Here is a 20,494-nt window from a genome sequence, read left to right as displayed (position 1 = left end):
AGAGTATCTTTCCCCGGAGGAAATCATGTCCGAATGGCTGGAAAACCACCTGCCCAAGGTGGTGCTGGCACCGTCGTTCATTGCCGTATTGATCTTTGTCTACGGCTTTATCGGATGGACGGCTTGGGTGTCGCTGACCCGATCGAAACTGTTGCCGAAATACGAAATCAAAGGCTTCATCCAGTATGAACGCCTGTTTGAATCTCCCCGTTGGGATACGGCAATCAACAACCTGTACCTGTTTGGCACCCTGTTCATCGTGATTGCGATGGTGTTGGGTCTGCTGCTGGCCATTCTGCTGGATCAGAAAATCCGGGTCGAGGGCGCAATCCGCACGATCTACCTGTATCCTATGGCGCTGTCTATGATCGTGACCGGCACCGCGTGGAAGTGGATCTTGAACCCCGGTCTGGGGATCGAATCCATGGTGCAGGGCTGGGGTTTCACGAATTTCGAGTTCGACTGGCTGGTGAACCCGGACTACGCGATTTACACCATCGTGATGGCCGCGATCTGGCAGAGCTCGGGCTTCGTGATGGCGCTGTTTCTCGCTGGCCTGCGCTCGGTCGATGGTGAGATCATCAAGGCAGCCCAAGTCGATGGTATCCCAACATGGCGCATCTATACGGCGATTATCATCCCGTCGATGGCCCCGATCTTCCTGTCGGCTTTCATCGTGCTGGCTCACCTCGCGATCAAGAGCTTTGACCTTGTCATCGCCCTCACGGGTGGCGGTCCCGGATACGCAACCGATCTGCCGGCCACCTACATGTACGCCATGGCGTTTTCGCGCGGCGATATTGGTCAGGCGGCCTCGTCCGCGATGATCATGATGCTGGTCGTCTTTGCCATCGTCGTTCCCTATCTTTACTCAGAGCTGAGGGCGAAAAATGACTGATCTGTCGATGCCCCAATCCCAAACCGAACCCCGTAGCCAAAGTGCCCTTGGCAAGATTGCCCTGCGTTGGTTGCTCTATGTCCTGCTGGGCCTGTTTGCGCTGTATTACCTGATGCCGTTGTTTGTGATGTTGACCACATCGCTGAAAAGCCTTGAGGAAATCCGTACTGGCTCCCTGATCTCGCTTCCGAGAGAAGTCAGCTTTGATGCCTGGAAAACCGCATGGTCGGGTGCCTGTACCGGTATCCAGTGTGAAGGTCTGCGGCCTTATTTCTGGAACTCGGTTCTAATCGCGGTGCCTGCAGTGGCCATCTCGACCCTGCTGGGCGCGTTGAACGGCTATGTCGTGGCGCAATGGCGGTTCAAAGGCGCGAATATCATCTTCTCGCTGATGCTGTTTGGCTGCTTCATCCCGTTTCAGGTGGTTCTGCTGCCCATGGCGCGCCTGCTGGGCATGATGGGGATCGCCGGCACCATTCCGGGCCTGATCTTTGTCCATGTGATCTACGGGCTGGGTTTCACCACGCTGTTTTTCCGTAACTACTATGTCACCATCCCGTCCGAGCTGACCAAGGCCGCGCGCGTCGATGGGGCTGGGTTCCTGCGGATTTTCTGGTCGATCTTCCTGCCGCTGTCGCTGCCCATCATCGTTGTGACCGTGATCTGGCAGTTCACGCAGATCTGGAACGACTTCCTGTTCGGCGTGTCGTTCAGCCAGGCGGGCACGCAACCCGTGACCGTGGCACTGAATAACATCGTAAACTCCACCACCGGCGTCAAAGAATACAATGTCGACATGGCCGCCGCGATCATCGCGGGGCTGCCGACGCTGCTCGTCTATGTCGTTGCCGGTAAGTATTTCATCCGCGGCCTGACCGCCGGTTCTGTGAAGGGATAAGACCCATGGCACCCATCCTTGATATCAACAAACTCTACAAGAATTACGGCGCGACCGAGATTCTGAAGGACATCAACATCTCGATCGAACCGGGCGATTTCCTGGTGCTGGTCGGCCCCTCGGGCTGCGGCAAGTCCACCCTGCTGAACTGCATTGCGGGGCTGGAGGAGATCACTGGCGGCACCCTGTCCATTGGGGGCAATGACATGACCCATGTCAGCCCCAAGGACCGCGACATCGCGATGGTGTTCCAATCCTACGCTCTGTACCCGACCATGACAGTGGCCAAGAACATCACTTTCGGCATGAAAGTGCGCGGCGTTGATCAGGCGACGCAGGATGCCAAGCTGAAAGAGGTGGCTTCGCTGTTGCAGATTGAGCCGCTGCTAAACCGCCGCCCCAGCCAGCTGTCAGGTGGACAGCGTCAGCGTGTGGCCATGGGTCGGGCGCTGGTGCGCGATCCCAAGCTGTTCCTGTTTGATGAGCCGCTATCCAACCTAGACGCCAAGTTGCGGGTCGAGATGCGGACCGAGATCAAGAAGCTGCACCAAACGCTGGATGCCTCGATCGTTTACGTGACCCATGACCAGATCGAGGCGATGACACTGGCGACCAAGATCGTCGTGTTGAAAGGTGGGGTGGTGCAGCAGATCGGCACCCCGGCCGAGATCTACAACAACCCGGCCAACCTTTTTGTGGCGGATTTCATGGGCTCACCTGCGATGAACCTGATCCCGGCACAGGCGCGCAAGAATGGCTCGGGCACCCAGATCGCCATCGCGCGTGAGGGTGGCGACCTGCTGTTGACAGAATCGCGTGATCTGGCCCTTCCGCAGGACGTGATCCTGGGTCTGCGTCCCGAGGACATCGCTGAGGCCGGGTTCCGCGCAGGTGACGGTGTGCAAGAGGCTGAATGTCTTGTCGATATGGTCGAGCCTGCAGGGGCCGACACCTATGTGGTGTCGGAGCTGGGCGGCAAGCAGGTCACGGCGCGTCTGCACGCGGAAACCAGCGCGCAGGCGGGGAAACCTCTGAACCTCGCCTTCGACATGAGCAAAGTGTCGTATTTCGCCAAAGAAACCGGCGAGCGCTTGAACTAAGGGCGTTCAAGCCCCAACAAAAAAGCGCCGCGCGATGAGGGTCGCGCGGCGCTTTTGTCATGTGAACCCGATCAGCTCAGCTTGTTCTGCTTCATGTCCTTGATCAGACGGTTCAGATCGCCTCCGCGCGCGTCCAGCAGCGCGCCAACTTCGGTGCGCTCGGTCAGCAGCATGTTCACCCCTTCGATGAACATGTTGAAAAACCGGTCACGGCCCGATTTGTCCGACACCAGGAACGTCACCTCGAACGGGGACGAGCCCTGAAGTTTAACCGAGGTGCGCACCTCATACCCCGCTTTGATCTTGCGGGCGTTGCGCACGGTGACCTGACCGCCGATGAATTCACGGAAGCGGCGGCCATATTTGTTCGAGATATAGCCCTGAAAGGCGTCGGTGAATTGTCGCAGCTGCGCCGGGCTGGCAGATCGGCCATCAGCACCCAACACGTAACGTGCCATAATTGGTACGTCGGCATATTGCGCAAAAATCTTCTCGAAATCGCGGATCATCGACTTTTCGGACTTGCCCGAGGCGATCACGCGGTTGATATCGTCCACCACACTTACCACCAGCGCCTTGGCGCTGGCTTCGGTCTGGGCGTAGGCGGGTAGGGCGGCCATCAAAACACCGGCCAGGCCAGTGGCGACAAATCCGCGTCGATTTATGTGGTTATTCAGCATAGGGGTCCTCGTAGGGGTCTAGGTAGGGGTCCCTGACAGGGTCGGTTCCGATGTCTGCATAGGGGTCGTCATATAGGCCCAGATAGGCGTCTTCATCGTCTCGCGCCAGTTCAAACCGGCGGTTTTGCAGGTAGATGGTCTGTGACTGCGCATAACTGTCGGCGCTTTCATACAGGATCGAGTCGACCGTATCCGAGAACCGGCCCCGATCCCCGGCGCGCCGTACGACCTCGGCATAGACGCCGATATTGTCGATCGGGCGCACAGGCGAAAAGTTGATCGGGTTCGAGAAAAGATTGACCACAACACCAATCGCGTCACGCTGGGTCGATGGGCCGTATAGCGGCAGCTCCACATAAGCGCCTTCTCCGACACCCCAGACATGCAATGTCTCGCCAAAGTCGGTGTCAACCGGCGGCAGGTTCAACTCGTCCGCCGGTTTGGACAAGCCTGCACCGCCAACGGTCGTATTGATTGCAAAGCGCAGCAGGGCATTGCCCGACTGTTTCAGATTACCCTGCAACAGATAGTCCAGCGCCTGCCCCGGCATGGTCAGGTTTTCCGCGAAATTGCTGAAACTGGTCACAACCGGATCGGGAAAGATCTTCACATAGCCTTTCGAGGCAGGGCGGAACAGAAACCGGTCAACGCCCAGATTGAAGTTGTGAATACCCCGATTGTTTCTTTCGTAAGGGTCAAACACCTCACCCGGAGGGGTGCCTTCCGGTGGGCGTGTAGCGCAGGCGCCGAGAGTTGCCACAAGGGACAGGAGGATAAGGGGCTTCAAGCGGATTTTGCTTAGCACGGTCTTTGCCACTCCAACACGTCAGGAACGAATGCACCTGAACGTTCAATCAATACTGCCTTTGGCCGTTTCTAACGGCGCAATTCAATGTCACATAGGTGTTTCACAAATCTATTGAAACAGCCAGCGTGTAACCCGGTTAAGAGGTCAAGGTAAAGTGACACGAGTTCAACACTAAAGAATAAGAGAAGTTATGCTTACAGCACCACTGACGCTTAATTCGGCGGTTTGGTGCTTTTCGAACCGGTCTTTCCCGGTTAGCGTCCGACCGACTCGAATTTAGGTGAGGACCATGACATGAGCATTGCAGCAAAACTGGGCAGCATGGGCGTTACACTACCCGACGCGCCGGCACCGGCGGCCAACTATGTGCCTTTCGTGCGCGTTGGTAACATCGTCTATGTTTCGGGGCAGATTTCGAACGATGGTTCGATGATCATCGGCAAGCTGGGCGATGACATGGATGTCGAAGCTGGTGCAGCAGCCGCCAAAGTGTGTGCGATCAACCTGCTGGCGCAAGTCAAAGCGGCCTGTGGCGGTGATATCGACAAGCTGGTGCGGGTGATCAAACTGACAGGGTTCGTGAACTCGACCCCTGATTTCACAGCACAGCCACAGGTCATCAACGGCGCGTCGGACTTTCTGGTCGAAGCGCTGGGTGAGTCTGGTCGCCATTCGCGCTCGGCTGTCAGTGCTGCGGCGCTGCCTCTGGGCGTCGCTGTTGAGATCGAAGGTATTTTCGAGGTCGCATGACACCCGCCTTGCCTGACGTGTTCCTGCAGGCTCCGATCGCGCATCGGGCATTGCACGACCTCTCGGACAACCGCCCGGAAAACAGCCGGGCGGCCATTCGCGCGGCTGTCGAGGCCGGATATGGTATCGAGATTGACCTGCAACGCACCAGCGACAACCGGGCGATGGTGTTTCACGACTATGACATGACCCGTCTGACGGGCCGGTCTGGCCCGATCCAGCAAATCTCGGCGGCCGAGGCGCAAGCGACTCAGCTTTTGCATGCCGCAGACGGTATCCCGACGCTGGACGAGGTGCTTGAGATCGTGGCCGGGCAAGTGCCTCTGCTGATCGAATTGAAAGATCAGGATGGCGCGATGGGCACTGATGTTGGCCCTCTGGAGCAAGATACCGTGCGTGCTTTGCAGGGCTATGACGGGGCCGTGGCGCTGATGTCGTTCAACCCCAATTCCGTCGCCGAACTGTCACGAATTGCCCCCCATCTGCCGCGCGGCATCACAACTTGTTCGTATCAGCCCAAGGTCGAACATCTGCCACAAGCAGTTTGCGACCATTTGCGTGGCATTCCCGATTTTGACCGGGTCAGCGCCAGTTTCATAAGTCATGAGGCTGCAGACCTGGCGCGTCCCCGTGTGGCCGAGTTGAAGGCGCAGGGGGTGCCGATCCTGTGTTGGACCATCCGCTCGCCCGAACAAGAGGCAGAGGCCCGCAAGGTTGCCGATAATGTGACCTTCGAGGGGTATTTGGCCGACCACCCGGGTTGAACCCCACCCCATCCGTCACAGATAAAGACAAGACGCGGAGGGCACATGGATCAGGCGCAAATCGAGGTTCGGGTACTGGGGTCGCTGTCGCAAATCCCTGCTGCAGAGTGGGACAGTTGCGCCTGTCCCGAGGCTGCGGATGGCGGTCGCCCACTTGATCCGTTTACCACGCATCGGTTTTTGCTGGCGCTGGAAAACAGCGGCTCGGTCGGGCGCGGCTCAGGCTGGCAACCGCAATATCTGACCGCGTATCTGGACGGAATGCTGATCGGCGCGGCCCCGATGTATGCCAAGTCGCATTCGCAAGGCGAGTACATCTTTGACCACAACTGGGCGCATGCCTACGAAAACGCGGGCGGTCGCTATTACCCCAAGCTTCAAATTGCGGTGCCCTTCACACCCGCCACGGGGCGACGGTTTCTGGTGCGACCGGGGTACGAGGGTGTGGGCCTGTCGGCTTTGGTGCAGGGCGCAGTGCAACTGGCCGCTGATAATCAGGTCTCATCTATCCACGCGACCTTTTGCACCGAGGCCGAGGCTGAAGCCGGCCAGGAAATGGGTTTGATGGTGCGTCATTCGCAGCAGTTTCACTGGCTCAATCATGACTACGCGGATTTCGACGGGTTTCTGACGGCGCTCTCGTCGCGCAAACGTAAGAATATCCGTAAGGAACGTGCACAGGCCTGTGGATTTGGCGGCCAGATTCGCACCTACACGGGCGATGACCTACGACCTGAACACTGGGATGCGTTCTGGCGGTTTTATCAGGACACTGGGTCACGTAAGTGGGGGGTCCCCTATCTGACCCGTCAGTTCTTTGATATCGCTCATGAAACCATGACCGACGACATGGCGTTGGTGCTGGCTGAACGGGATGGATATCCAATTGCGGGTGCGTTGAATTTCATCGGGCGCGAGACGCTTTATGGCCGCTATTGGGGCTGCATCGAGCATCACGCCTGCCTGCATTTCGAACTGTGTTACTATCGGGCAATCGATATTGCAATTGCGCAAGGCTTGTCACGGGTCGAGGCGGGCGCGCAGGGGGAACACAAGCTGGCCCGCGGTTATCTGCCAACGCGCACGCACAGCCTCCATTGGGTCAACGACCCTGGCTTTTCCGACGCGATCCGAAAATATCTGGACGCCGAGGCCCGCGCAGTGGGAGAAGAGATCGAGATTCTGACGGATTACGGCCCGTTCAGAAAAGCGAACCCGGAGGAACAGCAATGACCGAACTTTTGTCAACGGAAACGCGCGGCCCCCTTCTGGACCCTCTGTTTCAAAATGGCTGGACCATGGTGGAAGGCCGGGACGCAATCACCAAGACTTTCATCTTCCAGGATTTTGTCCACGCCTTTGGCTGGATGACCCAAGTGGCCATCTTTGCCGAGAAATGGAACCATCACCCCGAATGGTTCAATGTCTACCGTACGGTCGAGGTGACCTTGTCCACCCATGATGTGGGTGGATTGTCGGCGCTGGACGCAAAGCTGGCCCGAAAGATGGACAGTCTGGTTTAACCCCGGTCGCTCGCCGAGCCGACGCCACCCGCCAGCGAGGCGGCCACACCCATTTGCCGGAATTCATCAGGCGTTACGGTGCCACTGCTCACGTCGATATTTTTCGGGATGCGAGTTTCTCGAAGGCCATTCGATCGCACCGACCGCGCCGCCGGGTTAATGTCTAGACACCGCGTGTCATAACAGGTCAGCCCGCTGGTGTTTATTTGTATCCGCTGCTGACCATCCGGTCCGGTTACAATCGGCGCTTGCGGCACGTCACACGCTGCAAGCAAAGCCAGAACACCCAGCGAAATCCATTTGTTCATAGCGCGCTCCTGTCGGGTTGGGGCGGTCCTAGTCCAACTGACCGTTCCTGTTTTTGTCGGCAGATGAGAAATCCTCAGTCATCTGTGCATCATATTCTGATCGAGAGATAACGTTATCCCGATTGCGGTCAACGCTTTGGAATTGCTTTATGTCCAGAAAGGGTTTGGCTTCCTCCAGACCCAGCGTGCCACTCTTGTCCTCATCCATCGCCTGAAATGCATAGTCTGAAAAGGCGTTGAACTCGTCTTTGGACAGAAATCCGTCATTGTTGGCGTCGATGGCTTTCAGTTCGTTCTCATGCAGCTCTGCCACGGTTTCGGCCACACTGGTGTTGGCCAACAGGGTTGCACATAGCGTCACTAAACCAAGTTTCATGATCTGTCCCCTCAGCATGCGAATTTCTGACCTTCGATCCCACCAACAGCAGCGCCGGCTGCTGTCAGGATCGTTTTACCAGATCCGCCGCCGAATTGGTTGCCGATGACGCCGCCCAAAAGTGCGCCTCCGACGGTGCCACTGAGGCATGCGATCTCATGCTGTCGCGCGGTTTGTTGCTGTGGGGTAGCTGCCGGGCTGCACGCAGCCAAAGCGGCTGCCGAGCCCAGACATAGGGTGATAGTTATGCCTTTCATAAATGGATTCCCTGAACAACTGGGTCAAGTATTTGCGGTTCAGAGCGGTCTATCAAGTGAATTTAGGCGAAAAGGCCCCGACTTTGCCGGGGCCAGACAGGGTCAGATGACGTCCAGCAGACCTTCACCAGCGGAAATTTCACACGCGCCGGGGCTTTCTTCCAGGTTCAGCGCGGTGACCTTGCCGTCTTCGACCAGCATTGCATAGCGTTTCGACCGCGCGATCAGGCCGGCGGGCGGGGCGTCGAAATCCATACCGATGGCCTTAGTGAACTCGGACGCGGCATCTGCCAGCATGGTCAGACCCGCATCGGATGCGCCGGTGGCCTCGCCCCAGGCTTTCATCACGAAGGGGTCGTTGACCGAGACGCAGATGATTTCGTCCACGCCTTTGGCGTCGAACTGGTCTTTTGTACGCATGAAGCTGGGCACATGGGCCGAATGGCAGGTCGGCGTGAACGCGCCGGGGACGGCAAAGATAACCACTTTGCGCCCGTTTGTCTTGTCGGAAATCCGAACCTCTTCAGGGCCTTCTGCGCCCATCTGGGTCAGCGTGGCGTCGGGCAGCGTATCACCTGTTGAAATCATTTTTGTGCTCCTGTCGTTTGGATTTGCAGAGTCGGGCTCAGCCGCAATATAGGTGGTCGCGTGGAGGAGACCACGGGAATTCGACAGGGTGAGGGGAAGATGAGCCATATTGTCGTAATCGGTGCCGGGCAGGCGGGTGCATCGCTGGTGGCGCGGCTGCGCAAAGACGGATTTGAGGGCGACATCACCCTGATCGGGGCCGAGCCGCATTTGCCTTATCAGCGCCCGCCCCTGTCCAAGGCTTACCTGCTGGGCGAGATGGAGTTGGAGCGCCTGTTCCTGCGCCCCGAGAGCTTTTATGCCGAGAACAACATTGCCCTGCGTCTGGGCCAGCGCGTGACTGCGATTGATCCGCAAGCCAAGACCGTTTCGCTGGGTGATGAAGTCATTTCCTATGACGAACTGGCCCTGACCACCGGGTCGGACCCGCGCCGCCTGCCTGCCGCGATTGGCGGCGATCTGGCGGGTGTGCATGTGGTGCGCGATCTGGCCCATATCGACGAGATGGAGCCGCGCGTGACCGACGGCGCTCGCGCGCTGATCGTGGGCGGCGGCTATATCGGGCTCGAGGCGGCAGCGGTTTGCGCCAAGCGCGGCGTCAAGGTGACTTTGGTCGAGATGGCCGACCGCATCCTGCAACGGGTCGCAGCGCCCGAGACCAGCGATTACTTCCGCGCGCTGCACACCGGATATGGTGCCGATATCCGCGAAGGCGTTGGGTTGGACCGTCTGATGGGCGAGGATGGCAAGGTGGTGGGCGCGGTTCTGACCGATGGTTCCGAGATTGCCGTGGATTTCGTCGTGGTTGGTGTGGGCATCGCGCCCGCGACCCAACTGGCCGAAATGGCGGGGCTGGAGCTGGAGAACGGCATCAAAACCGATGCCCATGGCCGTACATCTGATCCGTCGATCTGGGCGGCAGGGGATTGCGCGTCTTTCCCGCATGCCGGGGGACGTATCCGTTTGGAAAGCGTACCCAACGCTATTGATCAGGCCGAGATCGTGGCCCAGAACATGCTGGGCGCGGCCAAGGATTATACCGCAACACCGTGGTTCTGGTCGGACCAATATGACGTCAAACTGCAAATCGCCGGTTTGAACACCGGCTTTGATCGCGTCGTGACCCGGCAGGGAGAGGGCGCAACCGTCTCCTTCTGGTATTACAAAGGCGACCAGCTGATCGCGGTGGACGCGATGAACGACCCGCGCGCCTATATGGTCGGTAAACGCCTGATCGACGCAGGAAAAACTGCCGATCCCGCCGTGGTGGCCGACCCAAATGCGGACCTGAAACCGTTGCTCAAAGCGTGAGGATCATTGCTGGAGATTTCCGGGGCCGGGCCTTGGCCTCGGTCGGTAAGGGGGATGCGGGGGCGCATTTGCGGCCTACGACAGACCGGGTGCGCGAAAGTCTGTTCAACGTCCTAAGTCACCAGATTGATTTTGACGGGCTGCGCGTTCTGGACCTGTTTGCAGGCACCGGCGCATTGGGGCTTGAGGCACTGTCGCGCGGTGCGGCTCATGTGACCTTCGTGGATGATGGGCGCGTGGCGCAGGGTTTGATCCGAAAGAATATCGATCTGACCCGCAGTGTTGAACGAACCCAGTTGATCCGCCGCGACGCGACCCGGTTGGGTGACAATCCCGGCGCGCCTTATGACCTGATCTTTCTTGATCCGCCTTACGGTAAGTCCATGGGCCAAAAGGCCATCGCCGCGCTGCCCGGCTGGATCGACGATGACGCCCTCATCGTGTGGGAGGAAAACGCCCCCATGCAGCCGCCCGAAGGGTTCATCCTGCAAGACAGTCGGAAATATGGCGACACGCATATCACGCTGATGTGGAAGGGTGGTACAGATGCATGATCTGGTGATCTTTGACTGCGACGGCGTGCTGGTGGACAGTGAGCCGCTGTCCAATCAGGTGCTTGTCGAAAACCTTTCACGTTATGGGCTGGACCTGACGCTTGAAGACAGTGTGGGGTTCTTTCTTGGCGGGACGATGACCGGGGTGCGTGACAAGGCTCGTGCGCTCGGCGCGGACCTGCCCGCGGATTGGGTCGATGAAGTCTATGCAGAGACCTACGCGCGTCTGCGCGGCGGAGTGGACCTGATGCCGGGTGTTGCCGATCTGCTGGCCACGCTGGACGAGCGCGGGGTTCCGTTCTGCGTCGCCTCAAACGGCAGCCCGGACAAGATGCAGATCACGCTGGGCCAAAACGGGCTGTGGGACAGGTTTCGGGATGTCGCCTTCTCGGCTCATGTGCTTGGGGTGGCAAAACCCGATCCAACCCTATTCTTGACGGCGGCTGAACAGTTTGGGGCGAAAGCTCCCGTCGTGATTGAGGACAGCCTTAGCGGCGTCACCGCCGCGATGCGCGCCGATATGCGCTGTCTGGCCTATGCGCCACATAGCGGAGGGCAAAAACTGGCTGATCTGGGGGCCGAGCTGTTTACGGATATGGCTCAAGTTCCGGTGATTTTGGGACTCTGACCCGGATGTGGTAAGCTGCGGTATGGATCGCGCACTCACCCCTCCGTTCTGGGCACCTTCGCAGGATGCCGAAACCTCAACCAACCCCGAGCGCAAGCCCTTGCGCGCTCCGGTGTTCATCCATGACACCGTCATCCCTTGGCGGGATGAGACTTTGTTGCTGAAACTGCTCCGCGATCAGGCGCTTGATCAGGACGAATAGGTCGGGTGGAACATATCGCCCGGTGACAGGGTGAAAATCTCGACCCCATTGGCCGTCACACCCACCGAGTGTTCAAACTGAGCTGACAACGACTTGTCGCGGGTCACGGCGGTCCAGTCATCGGCCAGCGTCTTGGTCTCGGGTCGGCCCAGATTGACCATCGGTTCTATGGTGAAGAACATGCCCTCTTCCAGGACGGCACCGGTGCCGGGACGGCCGTAGTGCAAAACGTTGGGCGGTGCGTGGAATACACGCCCCAGACCGTGACCGCAGAAATCGCGCACGACGCTCATGCGGTGGGCCTCGACATAGGCCTGAATGGCGTGGCCGATATCACCGAAGGTGTTGCCGGGCTTGACCATCTCGATGCCCTTGAAGAGGGCGTCATGGGTCACTTGAATCAAACGTTCGGCTTTGCGGGGCAGCTTACCGGCCACATACATGCGTGAGGTGTCGCCAAACCAGCCATCCACAATAACCGTGACGTCGATATTCAGGATATCGCCCTCTTTCAGCCGCTTGTCGCCGGGAATGCCGTGGCAGACAACGTGGTTGACGCTGATGCAGCTGGCGTGCTGATAGCCCTTGTACCCAATGGTTGCCGAGGTCGCGCCCGCGTCCTCGACCATCTGGGTGATCAACCCGTCAATCGCGCCGGTGGTCTGGCCCGGGAACACATGCGGGGCGATATCATCCAGAATCCGTGCAGCCAAGGCCCCTGCCGCATGCATGCCGGCAAAGTCACCCTGTTCATAGATGCGGATACCGTCCTTGGTCAGGCGGCCACGATGCTCTTTCATCGACGCTAGGCTCCAAATGTTTCGCGCAGCACTTTGTTTACGCTGCTTGTGCAGAAAGTTCCAGAGGGCGATGGGTCGCGGGTTTGCAGATGAATAAAAATGGTTTGATACTGCAGAAATTCAAGCATGCCTGCAGTTTAGATGCAATTGGGTTGTCAGTTGGCGGGTAATTTCGCGCGATCTTGTGATCTGCGCACCCGCAGAATGACGATAGAGTCGGGCTGCGCAACAAAGGACACGACGTTTGAGAAGAAACCTGATCCTTGCCCTTTGCGTCCTTGCCGGGTGCCGAGAGGAGGTGCAGATGCTGTCCGCGGATGACCTGTCCGCTTTGTTGACATCGGACCGCAAAATCGCGTTTCAGCGGTTTCATATCACTGGATCCGCCCGGATACATAGCGACGGCGGATTTCAAATCCGTGTGCCGCAGCTGGGGCAGGACACTGGCGATTGGTGGTTGGAAGGGAGTGAAATTTGCAGCCGTTGGGCCACTTTCCGACAGGGCCGCAAGCTGTGCGCGGTCGTGGGACTGGCAGAAGATGGCACTTATCACGGGTTCAATCCGCAATCCGGTGCATATCTGGGCGAATTCCGGTTCTCTGGCTAAGTTATGTGATTTTCCAGTCTTTGCCTGCGTCGACCCATACACCTTGGGGCGAAATCGTCGTGCCGCAGATCAGCCGCTCCACTCCTGTAGCGGCTTCAAACGCTGCCACATAGGCAGGATCGATGTCTTCGGCCAGAGTAAACCTGCCGCAATCGGTGCGCTGAACCAGATACAGCATGATTGCCCGATGTCCTTGTGCTGCCATCTCAGCCAACTCGCCCAAATGTTTGGTGCCACGCGCCGTGACGCTGTCGGGAAACTCGGCCAGACCGGGTTGGCGCGATAGGGTAACGCTTTTGACCTCGACATAGGCATCGGGCAGGCCGGGTTGGGTCAGTAGAAAATCAATGCGGCTGTTTTGTCCGTATTTGACTTCGGGTCGGACGGTTTCATAAGCAGCCAAAGCCGGGATGTCCCGAGCCTGCAGTGCGGCGCGCAAAGCCTTGTTGGGAACGGATGTATCCACCCCGGTGAAATGCCCGTTTTCATGGTCGACCAGCCGCCAGCCGTATTTCAGCTTTTTCTTCGGATCGTCATTGGGTTCCAGCCAGATTTTCTGGCCAGGTTCCGCTAGCCCCATCATCGAGCCCGGATTGGCACAATGGGCTGTCACCTCGCGCCCGTCCTCCAGCTGGCAATCGGCCAGAAAGCGTTTGTAACGGCGGATCAGGCGGGCAGGGACAAGAGGGGTTTCAAATCGCATGTCCCACGGCCTATACCTGCCCGTAGGGTCGATCAAGAGAGGGTATGCGTCATGGCCAATCCAACCGCTGCAATGCTGGTGATCGGGGATGAAATCCTGTCGGGCCGCACACGCGATGCCAATATGCACTATCTCGCCGGTGAGCTAACCAAACAAGGCATCGACCTGAAAGAGGTGCGCATTGTCAGCGACGACGCTCCGGCGATCGAGGCAGCCATCAAAGCGTTGGCGGACGCACATGACCATGTTTTTACCAGCGGTGGCATCGGGCCGACACATGACGATATCACAGCCGATTGCATCGCACGGGCCTTTGGCGCGGCCATTGATGTGCGCGCTGACGCCCGGGCTCTGCTTGAAGCACATTATAAAAACTCCGGGTTAGAGCTGAACGCGGCTCGCTTGCGCATGGCACGCATCCCGGATGGCGCGACCCTGATCGACAACCCGGTATCGACAGCACCCGGTTTCACGATCGGGAACGTGCATGTCATGGCCGGGGTGCCTTCGGTGTTTCAGGCCATGGTTGCCAGCGTTTTGCCGGGCTTGACAGGTGGAAGCCCGCTGTTGTCTCAGACGCTGCGCGTCAATCGCGGCGAAGGCGACATCGCGGGGCCTCTGGCCGTCTTGGCTGCTGATTTTCCAGATTTGGCGATTGGCAGTTATCCATTTCAGGTCAACGGTGTCTTCGGTGCCAATATTGTGGTCCGAGGTACCGATGGGCCGCAAGTCGATGCCGCAATTACCCGGTTGGCGAAAGAGCTTCAGCTTTGACGCACTGGGCCAGTATCGTTGATGGCACATGGCCTGCCGCACGGTACGTACGGCTTGGGCCGTTTCAACTGCGCGAAGGGCAGGGCGGTGGTTCTCGTGTGTCGGCGGCCAGTGCTCTTGGACCGGCGACCGAGGCACAGATCGACTCGGCCGAGACGGCGATGCTGGCGATGGGTCAGAAGCGCATCTTTTGTTTGTGGCCCGGCGATGAGGTGCTTGATCGGCAACTCGAGAACCGAGGCTATGAGGTTCTGGACCCCGTCAATATCTATTCCTGTCCGGTTGGTCATTTGACGGATATCCCGATTCCGCGCGTGACAGCCTTTGCCATCTGGGATCCGCTTGCCATCATGAATGAGATCTGGGCCAAAGGTGGGATCGGACCTGCGCGATTGGCCGTGATGGCTCGTGCCGCGGGGCCGAAAACGGGTCTGCTCATGCGGCGTTCGGATCAACCCGCAGGTACGGGTTTTGTCGCGATGCATGACGCTATTGCCATGGTCCATGCGTTGGAGATCCTGCCCGATCATCGTCGCCACGGGTTGGGAAAATGGGCGATGCGTGCAGCTGCGTTCTGGGCACAGGAACAAGGCGCGCAAACCCTGAGCGTAATCTGCACCAAGGCAAATGCTGGGGCCAATGGTCTCTATCAGGCACTTGGAATGGAGATCGTCGGAGAATACCATTACCGTCAGTGTATCTAAGGAGAACAGCCTGACGTGACCGAACATCCTCTGCCGACTGCGCTGAATTTACCGATGGCTGATCCTCTGCCACCCGAAACACAGAGGTATTTCGATATCTGCGTCGAAAAGCTGGGATTTGTGCCTAACGTGTTGCGGGCCTATGCCTTTGATGTCGAAAAGCTGAACACCTTTACCGCCATGTATAACGATATGATGTTGGCCGATAGCGGGTTGTCCAAGCTTGAACGTGAGATGATTGCAGTGGTTGTTTCGGCCATCAACAAGTGCTTTTACTGCCTTGTGGCGCATGGGGCTGCGGTGCGGCAGATGTCGGGCAACCCCCAACTGGGCGAGATGCTGGTGATGAACTACCGGGTCGCGCCTCTGGACGCGCGGCAACGGGCGATGCTGGACTTTGCGGTCAAAATGACAACCGCCAGCGCCGAGATCGAGGAGCCCGACCGCGAGCTTTTGCGCGACGTGGGATTCAGTGATCGTGATATCTGGGATATCGCCAACGTCACAGGCTTTTTCAACATGTCAAACCGGGTCGCCAGCGCAACAGCGATGGCTCCGAATGACGCGTATCACGCGCAGGCCCGATGATCCGCCGCGCGGTCCTGATATCCATGTTGCTGGCGGGGTCGGCTGCGGCGCAGGAAGTTGCTTTGCCGTCGGGGTCGCGTCTGGTGAGCGATCGCACCAGTGCACTGGACAGTTATGACATGCCCATCGGTCGCTTTGAATCGGGCAAAGTCCCAGATCGCGTGATTGAAGGCCGGGTTGAGCGGTTGACGTGGCGATTGCAGTCCGGGTCCAGTACGACGCTGCAGATACTGGCGCCACTGCGTCAACAAGTCGTGGATCAGGGTTTTGACATAGCATTCGAGTGCGAGGCGATTACCTGCGGTGGCTTCGATTTCCGTTTTGGCACCGAGGTCGTCCCCACGCCCGACATGTATGTGGCCATTCAGGACTATCGCTTTCTGTCCGCCACACGCGGCGAAGAGGCCCTGAGTCTGCTGGTCAGCCGTACCCCCCCCGATGGCTATGTGCAGATGATCCGCGTGACGCCCGTGGATGCACTCGAACCGCCTGCGCTGGTTGTCGAAGAAACGGTAAATCAGGCCGGTGGTCTGCTGTCCGAGCTGGAGCAGAACGGTCATGTCATTTTGGACGACCTGCATTTCAGAACCGGAGAGATCACGCTGGGCGAAGGCCCGTTTCCGTCGCTGGCGTTGATTGCGGCCTACATGTCCGAAAATCCTGATGTTCGGCTGGCGCTTGTCGGGAACACCGACGATACCGGTACGCTCGAGGCGAATATCTCGGTCAGCACAGGGCGCGCGCAGGCTGTCCGGGTTCGATTGATTGAGGGTCATGGCGTTGCGGGAAGTCGTCTTGAGGCCCGCGGGATTGGGTATCTGGCACCGATGACAACGAACGCGACGCCAGAAGGCCGTGATCAAAATCGAAGGGTCGAGGCAGTCCTGCTGGTGAACTGAAAAAAAGGCCCGCACTTTCGTACGGGCCGTTCAGTCTTCACCGGGGAGAAATTACCAATCCATTGGCCCTCTGTCCTTGAAGGACTCGACCAAGAAATCAATGAATGCACGTACTTTGGGTTGCGTAAAGCGACCAGGCGGATAGACCGCAAAGACACCCTGAACCTCGTCTGGCAGCGATGGCATCGCGTCCAGAACTTTGCCGGATTTCAACGCACTGGCATAAAGGTAGCTGGGCAAATGCGCGATCCCAAGGCCCGAGATCGCCGCGTTCAGCAGGGACTGCCCGTCATTCACGCTCAACCAGCCGGCGGTCCGAACCTGACGCTTTTCGCCCGAGGGCGCGGTCAGCTTCCAGACATTGCCCGAAGACTGGCTGGAATAGTGCAGCAGCTTATGTTCGTTCAGGTCATCAATCTTCTGCGGCAAGCCGTATTTTTCCATATAGCTTGGCGCAGCAACCATGCGTTTCACGGTTTCTGTTAGTTTGCGTGCGCGCAAGGTGCTGTCTTCCAGCTCTCCGATACGCACTGCGACGTCGAAACCTTCCGAGATCAGTTCAACGTAGCGGTTGTTGAGCACCATGTTGACGGTGATATCGGGATAAGCTGACAAAAACTCGGACAGAACCGGTGACAGGTGATTGACGCCGAAATCGGTCGCCACACTGATCCTGAGCAGGCCGGACGGAGCAGACTGCATTGACGTAACCAACGCATCGGCTTCGCCTGCGTCATTGAGCACCCGACGGGCACGGTCGTAATAGGCAAGGCCAATCTCGGTCGGTGAAACACGGCGCGTAGTACGGTTTAAAAGGCGTGCGCCCAAGCGCGCCTCCAGGCTCGAGACGTGCTTTGACACGGCCGATTTGGAGATGCCCATTTTTTTCGCCGCATCAGTGAAGCCACCCTGGTCCACCACGTTGGCAAAGGCTTCCATTTCGGTCAGTCTGTCCATTCTCGTTCCCCAGGTCTTTCCGTTTCGGCCAATTTGGTCTGCAATCTGGGCGGAAACAGGGCATATTCGGGATAATAAAAGGGATTTAAAATGGATCGTTCAAGTATGGGAAACGTGGAAACGGTGGTTTCTTAATTCGCCACAAACCCAATAAACGCTGGGTTTTATGGGGATCGGAGCAAATATGCTAAGATGAGAATGGCAAATTTGTGACCAAGGAGGAGATTATGAAAGCCTTTTTTTCCATCGCTGCTCTGATGTTTTCTGCCAGCTTCGTTCTGGCCGCAGGAGAGACACCATCGAACCCGGATGCCGAGGTTTATTTCGTTAATCTGTCCGACGGTGATTCCGTGCAATCCCCAGTAACAATCGTCTTTGGCCTGAACGGCATGGGTGTGGCACCTGCCGGGACAGAGGCCGAAAATACCGGCCATCATCACCTTTTGATTGACCGTCCGCCTCTGGGGCAGGGCGAGGATGGCGCGGATGAGCTGGCCTATGGTCTGCCCGCAGACGACAACCACATCCATTTTGGCGGCGGCCAGACCGAGGTGACGCTTGAGATGGCCCCTGGTGAACACACGCTGCAGCTGGTGCTGGGCGATGCGGGACATGTACCCCATAATCCGCCCATCGTCTCCGAGGTGATCACAATCACCGTCGAATAAATGCAAGTCGGGCCCCGCAACGAGGCCCGGCTTGCCGCTTTAGAAACCAGCCGCCAGTCGAGTACCCTGATTGATTGCGCGTTTGGCGTCCAGCTCTGCCGCCACATCCGCGCCGCCGATCACATGCGGGGTGATGCCGCGTTCGATCAGCGTATCCGCAAGGCTGCGGTCCGAGATCTGACCGGAACACAAAACAATCGTATCCGCCGCGATCACGGTCGGGTCGGCACGCTCTTCGCCAAAGCTGACATGCAGGCCGTCGTCGTCGATGCGTTCATAATTCACGCCGCCTACGAAATTGACGTCCTTCATCTTCAGCGTGGCGCGGTGAATCCAGCCGGTTGTTTTACCCAGACCCTTGCCATGCGCTTGCTTCTTGCGCTGCAGCAGCGTGACCTGGCGCGCAGGCGCGGCGGGTTGCGGGCCTTCGGGGGCCAGACCGGCGCGATGCTCGGCGGGGTCGGTGACGCCCCATTCCTTCATCCAGGCCGGCAGATCGGTGGTGATACTGTGGCCGTCCTCCAGCAGGAATTCGGACACGTCGAACCCGATACCACCCGCGCCGATCACGGCGACGGATTTGCCGACCTTTGCCTTGTGGCGCAGCACGTCGATATAGTCGATCACATTGTCCCGATCCTGCCCCGGAATCTGCGGGTCGCGCGGGATGACGCCGGTGGCGATGACCACCTCGTCAAAGCCCGTCAGGTCATCAGCCGTGACTTCGCGGTTCAGTTCGACCTTTACCCCAAGATCAGCGATCATGGTGCGGAACCAATCGACCAGACCCCAGAACTCTTCCTTGCCGGGCACCTGTTTGGCCATGTTCAGCTGGCCACCGATCTCGGACGCGCGGTCAAACAGGGTCACGTCATGGCCGCGCTGGGCGGCGGTCATTGCGGTGGACAGACCTGCGGGGCCTGCACCGACGATGGCCACGGTTTTGCGGGTCTCGGCGGGTTCGATCACCAGCTCGGTCTCGTGACAAGCGCGCGGATTGACCAGACAGGATGTCAGCCTGCCGCTGAACGTGTGGTCCAGACAGGCTTGGTTACAGGCAATACAGGGCGCGATCTTGGCCGCGTTGCCGTTCATCGCTTTGGCGACGAAATCCGCATCCGCCAGCATCGGGCGCGCCAGAGACACCATGTCGGCGCAACCGGTCGACAGAACTTCTTCGGCCACTTCGGGCGTGTTGATCCGGTTCGAGGTGATGACCGGAATGCTCACCTTGCCCATCAGCTTTTTCGTCACCCAGGCAAAGGCCGCGCGGGGAACGGATGTGGCAATGGTCGGAATCCGCGCCTCGTGCCAGCCGATACCGGTGTTCAGGATCGTGGCACCGGCCTTCTCGACCTCTTGAGCCAGCTGCACAACCTCATCATGGGTCGAGCCGTTGGGCACAAGATCGATCATCGACAGACGGTAGATGATGATGAAATCGGTGCCCACGGCCTCACGCGTGCGGCGCACAATCTCAATCGGCAGGCGCATCCGGTTCTCATATGATCCGCCCCAACGGTCAGTCCGTTTGTTGGTGTGGGTCACAAGGAACTGGTTGATGAAATACCCCTCGGACCCCATGATCTCGACCCCGTCATAGCCTGCTTTTTGGGCCAGCTTGGCGGCGTTGACGATATCGCTGATCTGCTTTTCGATCCCGTCTTCATCCAGCTCATTGGGCGGGAAGGGCGAGATGGGCGATTTCACCGGGCTGGGGGCCACGCATTTGGGGCCATAGGCATAGCGGCCCGCATGCAGGATCTGCATGGCGATCTTGCCGCCCGCCTCATGCACGCGCTGGGTCACGATGGAATGCTTGGCGACCTCGTCGTCATTGGTCATCATCGACGCGCCCGGCAGAACCGACCCTTCAAGGTTCGGGCCGATCCCGCCCGTCACCATCAGCCCAACTTCGCCGCGGGCGCGGTCGGCATAGAATTCGGCCACGCGATTCCAGTCGCCCGTTTCCTCGAGCCCCGTATGCATCGAGCCCATCAGGACACGGTTTTTCAGAGTGGTAAAGCCCAGATCCAGCGGGGCCAGCATGTTTGGGTACGCAGTCACGGCGAACTCTCCCTCTCGGTTGTGTGAGCGTTAGATTGACGTTCACGTCAACGTTGTCACGTGAAACCTAACGTCAAAGTCT

Annotated in this window: 27 protein-coding genes; 17 read left to right on the top strand and 10 right to left on the bottom strand. The window is 58.6% G+C overall.

Annotated features, from left to right (window positions below):
- The first annotated feature begins 25 nt into the window (after positions 1-25).
- The 3 genes from J7380_RS10710 to ugpC are packed head-to-tail and all read left to right on the top strand — an operon-like array spanning position 26 to position 2,896.
- The gene (locus J7380_RS10710) at positions 26-898 is read left to right on the top strand and encodes a sugar ABC transporter permease (RefSeq protein ID WP_209195737.1); all 873 of its coding nucleotides are present in this window, start codon (positions 26-28) and stop codon (positions 896-898) included.
- Entirely contained in the window at positions 891-1,796 is a 906-nt protein-coding gene (locus tag J7380_RS10705) for a carbohydrate ABC transporter permease (protein WP_209195736.1), read from the top strand. Before J7380_RS10710 ends, J7380_RS10705 begins: the two co-directional genes overlap by 8 nt.
- Positions 1,797-1,801: 5 nt before the next feature.
- Positions 1,802-2,896: a sn-glycerol-3-phosphate ABC transporter ATP-binding protein UgpC gene (gene ugpC / locus J7380_RS10700; RefSeq protein ID WP_209195735.1), complete on the top strand. Its 1,095-nt coding sequence runs from the start codon at positions 1,802-1,804 to the stop codon at positions 2,894-2,896.
- Positions 2,897-2,967: 71 nt separating this feature from the next.
- Here the strand turns inward: ugpC and J7380_RS10695 are convergent, their stop codons facing one another.
- Complete coding sequence (locus tag J7380_RS10695; RefSeq protein ID WP_209195734.1) at positions 2,968-3,576, bottom strand: ABC transporter substrate-binding protein; 609 nt, start codon at positions 3,574-3,576, stop codon at positions 2,968-2,970.
- Positions 3,566-4,363: a VacJ family lipoprotein gene (locus tag J7380_RS10690; RefSeq protein WP_247742509.1), complete on the bottom strand. Its 798-nt coding sequence runs from the start codon at positions 4,361-4,363 to the stop codon at positions 3,566-3,568. Before J7380_RS10690 ends, J7380_RS10695 begins: the two co-directional genes overlap by 11 nt.
- 315 nt (positions 4,364-4,678) lie before the next feature.
- On the opposite strand from J7380_RS10690, the gene J7380_RS10685 reads away from it, so the two are divergent.
- From J7380_RS10685 to J7380_RS10670, 4 genes are read left to right on the top strand one after another with little or no spacing between them, the layout of a single operon-like run.
- The gene (locus J7380_RS10685; protein ID WP_209195733.1) at positions 4,679-5,134 is read left to right on the top strand and encodes a RidA family protein; all 456 of its coding nucleotides are present in this window, start codon (positions 4,679-4,681) and stop codon (positions 5,132-5,134) included.
- Positions 5,131-5,898, top strand: a complete 768-nt coding sequence (locus J7380_RS10680; protein ID WP_209195732.1) for a glycerophosphodiester phosphodiesterase family protein — start codon at positions 5,131-5,133, stop codon at positions 5,896-5,898. Before J7380_RS10685 ends, J7380_RS10680 begins: the two co-directional genes overlap by 4 nt.
- 45 nt (positions 5,899-5,943) lie before the next feature.
- Entirely contained in the window at positions 5,944-7,131 is a 1,188-nt protein-coding gene (locus tag J7380_RS10675; RefSeq protein ID WP_209195731.1) for a GNAT family N-acetyltransferase, read from the top strand.
- Positions 7,128-7,421, top strand: a complete 294-nt coding sequence (locus tag J7380_RS10670) for a 4a-hydroxytetrahydrobiopterin dehydratase (RefSeq protein ID WP_170355939.1) — start codon at positions 7,128-7,130, stop codon at positions 7,419-7,421. Before J7380_RS10675 ends, J7380_RS10670 begins: the two co-directional genes overlap by 4 nt.
- Here the strand turns inward: J7380_RS10670 and J7380_RS10665 are convergent.
- The 4 genes from J7380_RS10665 to J7380_RS10650 form a co-directional block, all read right to left on the bottom strand.
- Positions 7,418-7,729, bottom strand: a complete 312-nt coding sequence (locus J7380_RS10665; protein WP_170355941.1) for a hypothetical protein — start codon at positions 7,727-7,729, stop codon at positions 7,418-7,420. The genes J7380_RS10670 and J7380_RS10665 overlap by 4 nt on opposite strands.
- 28 nt (positions 7,730-7,757) lie before the next feature.
- A complete protein-coding gene (locus tag J7380_RS10660) occupies positions 7,758-8,105 on the bottom strand; it encodes an EF-hand domain-containing protein (RefSeq protein ID WP_247742508.1) in 348 nt (115 codons plus the stop codon).
- A gap of 11 nt (positions 8,106-8,116) precedes the next feature.
- A complete protein-coding gene (locus tag J7380_RS10655; RefSeq protein WP_209195729.1) occupies positions 8,117-8,362 on the bottom strand; it encodes a glycine zipper 2TM domain-containing protein in 246 nt (81 codons plus the stop codon).
- Positions 8,363-8,464: 102 nt separating this feature from the next.
- Positions 8,465-8,950, bottom strand: a complete 486-nt coding sequence (locus J7380_RS10650) for a peroxiredoxin (protein WP_209195728.1) — start codon at positions 8,948-8,950, stop codon at positions 8,465-8,467.
- A gap of 99 nt (positions 8,951-9,049) precedes the next feature.
- On the opposite strand from J7380_RS10650, the gene J7380_RS10645 reads away from it, so the two are divergent.
- From J7380_RS10645 to J7380_RS10630, 4 genes are read left to right on the top strand one after another with little or no spacing between them, the layout of a single operon-like run.
- Positions 9,050-10,261, top strand: coding sequence for an FAD-dependent oxidoreductase (locus tag J7380_RS10645; protein ID WP_209195727.1), 1,212 nt, complete (start codon positions 9,050-9,052; stop codon positions 10,259-10,261).
- Positions 10,258-10,815: a 16S rRNA (guanine(966)-N(2))-methyltransferase RsmD gene (gene rsmD / locus J7380_RS10640; protein ID WP_209195726.1), complete on the top strand. Its 558-nt coding sequence runs from the start codon at positions 10,258-10,260 to the stop codon at positions 10,813-10,815. Before J7380_RS10645 ends, rsmD begins: the two co-directional genes overlap by 4 nt.
- A complete protein-coding gene (locus J7380_RS10635) occupies positions 10,808-11,443 on the top strand; it encodes an HAD family phosphatase (protein WP_209195725.1) in 636 nt (211 codons plus the stop codon). The genes rsmD and J7380_RS10635 overlap by 8 nt, the downstream gene beginning before the upstream one ends.
- Before the next feature lie 22 nt (positions 11,444-11,465).
- A complete protein-coding gene (locus J7380_RS10630) occupies positions 11,466-11,645 on the top strand; it encodes a hypothetical protein (protein ID WP_209195724.1) in 180 nt (59 codons plus the stop codon).
- Here J7380_RS10630 and map read toward each other — a convergent pair.
- On the bottom strand, positions 11,633-12,445 hold the full coding sequence (gene map / locus J7380_RS10625) for a type I methionyl aminopeptidase (RefSeq protein WP_170772862.1): 813 nt from the start codon (positions 12,443-12,445) through the stop codon (positions 11,633-11,635). The genes J7380_RS10630 and map overlap by 13 nt on opposite strands.
- Positions 12,446-12,749: 304 nt before the next feature.
- Here map and J7380_RS10620 point away from each other — a divergent pair, with 304 nt between their 5' ends.
- Positions 12,750-13,052 (top strand): hypothetical protein, encoded by a 303-nt coding sequence (locus J7380_RS10620; protein ID WP_209195723.1) that lies wholly within the window; start codon positions 12,750-12,752, stop codon positions 13,050-13,052.
- A gap of 1 nt (position 13,053) precedes the next feature.
- On the opposite strand, the gene sfsA is transcribed toward J7380_RS10620, so the two are convergent.
- Positions 13,054-13,755, bottom strand: coding sequence for a DNA/RNA nuclease SfsA (gene sfsA / locus J7380_RS10615; protein ID WP_209195722.1), 702 nt, complete (start codon positions 13,753-13,755; stop codon positions 13,054-13,056).
- A 51-nt stretch (positions 13,756-13,806) separates the two neighbouring features.
- On the opposite strand from sfsA, the gene J7380_RS10610 reads away from it, so the two are divergent.
- From J7380_RS10610 to J7380_RS10595, 4 genes are read left to right on the top strand one after another with little or no spacing between them, the layout of a single operon-like run.
- Positions 13,807-14,529, top strand: coding sequence for a molybdopterin-binding protein (locus tag J7380_RS10610; protein ID WP_209195721.1), 723 nt, complete (start codon positions 13,807-13,809; stop codon positions 14,527-14,529).
- The gene (locus J7380_RS10605) at positions 14,526-15,233 is read left to right on the top strand and encodes a GNAT family N-acetyltransferase (RefSeq protein ID WP_209195720.1); all 708 of its coding nucleotides are present in this window, start codon (positions 14,526-14,528) and stop codon (positions 15,231-15,233) included. The genes J7380_RS10610 and J7380_RS10605 overlap by 4 nt, the downstream gene beginning before the upstream one ends.
- Positions 15,234-15,248: 15 nt before the next feature.
- Entirely contained in the window at positions 15,249-15,821 is a 573-nt protein-coding gene (locus J7380_RS10600; protein WP_348539096.1) for a peroxidase-related enzyme, read from the top strand.
- Positions 15,818-16,720 (top strand): OmpA family protein, encoded by a 903-nt coding sequence (locus J7380_RS10595; RefSeq protein WP_209195719.1) that lies wholly within the window; start codon positions 15,818-15,820, stop codon positions 16,718-16,720. Before J7380_RS10600 ends, J7380_RS10595 begins: the two co-directional genes overlap by 4 nt.
- A 51-nt stretch (positions 16,721-16,771) precedes the next feature.
- Here J7380_RS10595 and J7380_RS10590 read toward each other — a convergent pair whose 3' ends face one another.
- Complete coding sequence (locus J7380_RS10590; protein WP_170355969.1) at positions 16,772-17,677, bottom strand: LysR family transcriptional regulator; 906 nt, start codon at positions 17,675-17,677, stop codon at positions 16,772-16,774.
- A 227-nt stretch (positions 17,678-17,904) separates the two neighbouring features.
- Between J7380_RS10590 and J7380_RS10585 the strand changes: the two genes are divergently transcribed.
- The gene (locus tag J7380_RS10585) at positions 17,905-18,345 is read left to right on the top strand and encodes a DUF4399 domain-containing protein (RefSeq protein ID WP_209195718.1); all 441 of its coding nucleotides are present in this window, start codon (positions 17,905-17,907) and stop codon (positions 18,343-18,345) included.
- 39 nt (positions 18,346-18,384) lie between these two features.
- Here the strand turns inward: J7380_RS10585 and J7380_RS10580 are convergent, their stop codons facing one another.
- Complete coding sequence (locus J7380_RS10580; protein ID WP_348539095.1) at positions 18,385-20,412, bottom strand: NADPH-dependent 2,4-dienoyl-CoA reductase; 2,028 nt, start codon at positions 20,410-20,412, stop codon at positions 18,385-18,387.
- Positions 20,413-20,494: the final 82 nt, after the last annotated feature.

It is taken from the genome of Ruegeria sp. R8_1, from assembly GCF_017743815.1.
GTDB lineage: Bacteria > Pseudomonadota > Alphaproteobacteria > Rhodobacterales > Rhodobacteraceae > Ruegeria > Ruegeria lacuscaerulensis_A.
The sequence above is the reverse complement of the archived record's forward strand: the minus strand, read 5'-3'. Positions and strand labels throughout refer to the sequence as shown.

Bases quoted from the DNA above. Each gene is read 5' to 3' on its own strand.
- J7380_RS10710 (WP_209195737.1), top strand. From the start codon at position 26: ATGTCCGAATGGCTGGAAAACCACCTGCCCAAGGTGGTGCTGGCACCG.
- J7380_RS10705 (WP_209195736.1), top strand. From the start codon at position 891: ATGACTGATCTGTCGATGCCCCAATCCCAAACCGAACCCCGTAGCCAA.
- ugpC (WP_209195735.1), top strand. From the start codon at position 1,802: ATGGCACCCATCCTTGATATCAACAAACTCTACAAGAATTACGGCGCG.
- J7380_RS10695 (WP_209195734.1), bottom strand. From the start codon at position 3,576: ATGCTGAATAACCACATAAATCGACGCGGATTTGTCGCCACTGGCCTG.
- J7380_RS10685 (WP_209195733.1), top strand. From the start codon at position 4,679: ATGAGCATTGCAGCAAAACTGGGCAGCATGGGCGTTACACTACCCGAC.
- J7380_RS10680 (WP_209195732.1), top strand. From the start codon at position 5,131: ATGACACCCGCCTTGCCTGACGTGTTCCTGCAGGCTCCGATCGCGCAT.
- J7380_RS10675 (WP_209195731.1), top strand. From the start codon at position 5,944: ATGGATCAGGCGCAAATCGAGGTTCGGGTACTGGGGTCGCTGTCGCAA.
- J7380_RS10670 (WP_170355939.1), top strand. From the start codon at position 7,128: ATGACCGAACTTTTGTCAACGGAAACGCGCGGCCCCCTTCTGGACCCT.
- J7380_RS10665 (WP_170355941.1), bottom strand. From the start codon at position 7,729: ATGAACAAATGGATTTCGCTGGGTGTTCTGGCTTTGCTTGCAGCGTGT.
- J7380_RS10660 (WP_247742508.1), bottom strand. From the start codon at position 8,105: ATGAAACTTGGTTTAGTGACGCTATGTGCAACCCTGTTGGCCAACACC.
- J7380_RS10655 (WP_209195729.1), bottom strand. From the start codon at position 8,362: ATGAAAGGCATAACTATCACCCTATGTCTGGGCTCGGCAGCCGCTTTG.
- J7380_RS10650 (WP_209195728.1), bottom strand. From the start codon at position 8,950: ATGATTTCAACAGGTGATACGCTGCCCGACGCCACGCTGACCCAGATG.
- J7380_RS10645 (WP_209195727.1), top strand. From the start codon at position 9,050: ATGAGCCATATTGTCGTAATCGGTGCCGGGCAGGCGGGTGCATCGCTG.
- J7380_RS10635 (WP_209195725.1), top strand. From the start codon at position 10,808: ATGCATGATCTGGTGATCTTTGACTGCGACGGCGTGCTGGTGGACAGT.
- J7380_RS10630 (WP_209195724.1), top strand. From the start codon at position 11,466: ATGGATCGCGCACTCACCCCTCCGTTCTGGGCACCTTCGCAGGATGCC.
- map (WP_170772862.1), bottom strand. From the start codon at position 12,445: ATGAAAGAGCATCGTGGCCGCCTGACCAAGGACGGTATCCGCATCTAT.
- J7380_RS10620 (WP_209195723.1), top strand. From the start codon at position 12,750: ATGCTGTCCGCGGATGACCTGTCCGCTTTGTTGACATCGGACCGCAAA.
- sfsA (WP_209195722.1), bottom strand. From the start codon at position 13,755: ATGCGATTTGAAACCCCTCTTGTCCCTGCCCGCCTGATCCGCCGTTAC.
- J7380_RS10610 (WP_209195721.1), top strand. From the start codon at position 13,807: ATGGCCAATCCAACCGCTGCAATGCTGGTGATCGGGGATGAAATCCTG.
- J7380_RS10595 (WP_209195719.1), top strand. From the start codon at position 15,818: ATGATCCGCCGCGCGGTCCTGATATCCATGTTGCTGGCGGGGTCGGCT.
- J7380_RS10590 (WP_170355969.1), bottom strand. From the start codon at position 17,677: ATGGACAGACTGACCGAAATGGAAGCCTTTGCCAACGTGGTGGACCAG.
- J7380_RS10585 (WP_209195718.1), top strand. From the start codon at position 17,905: ATGAAAGCCTTTTTTTCCATCGCTGCTCTGATGTTTTCTGCCAGCTTC.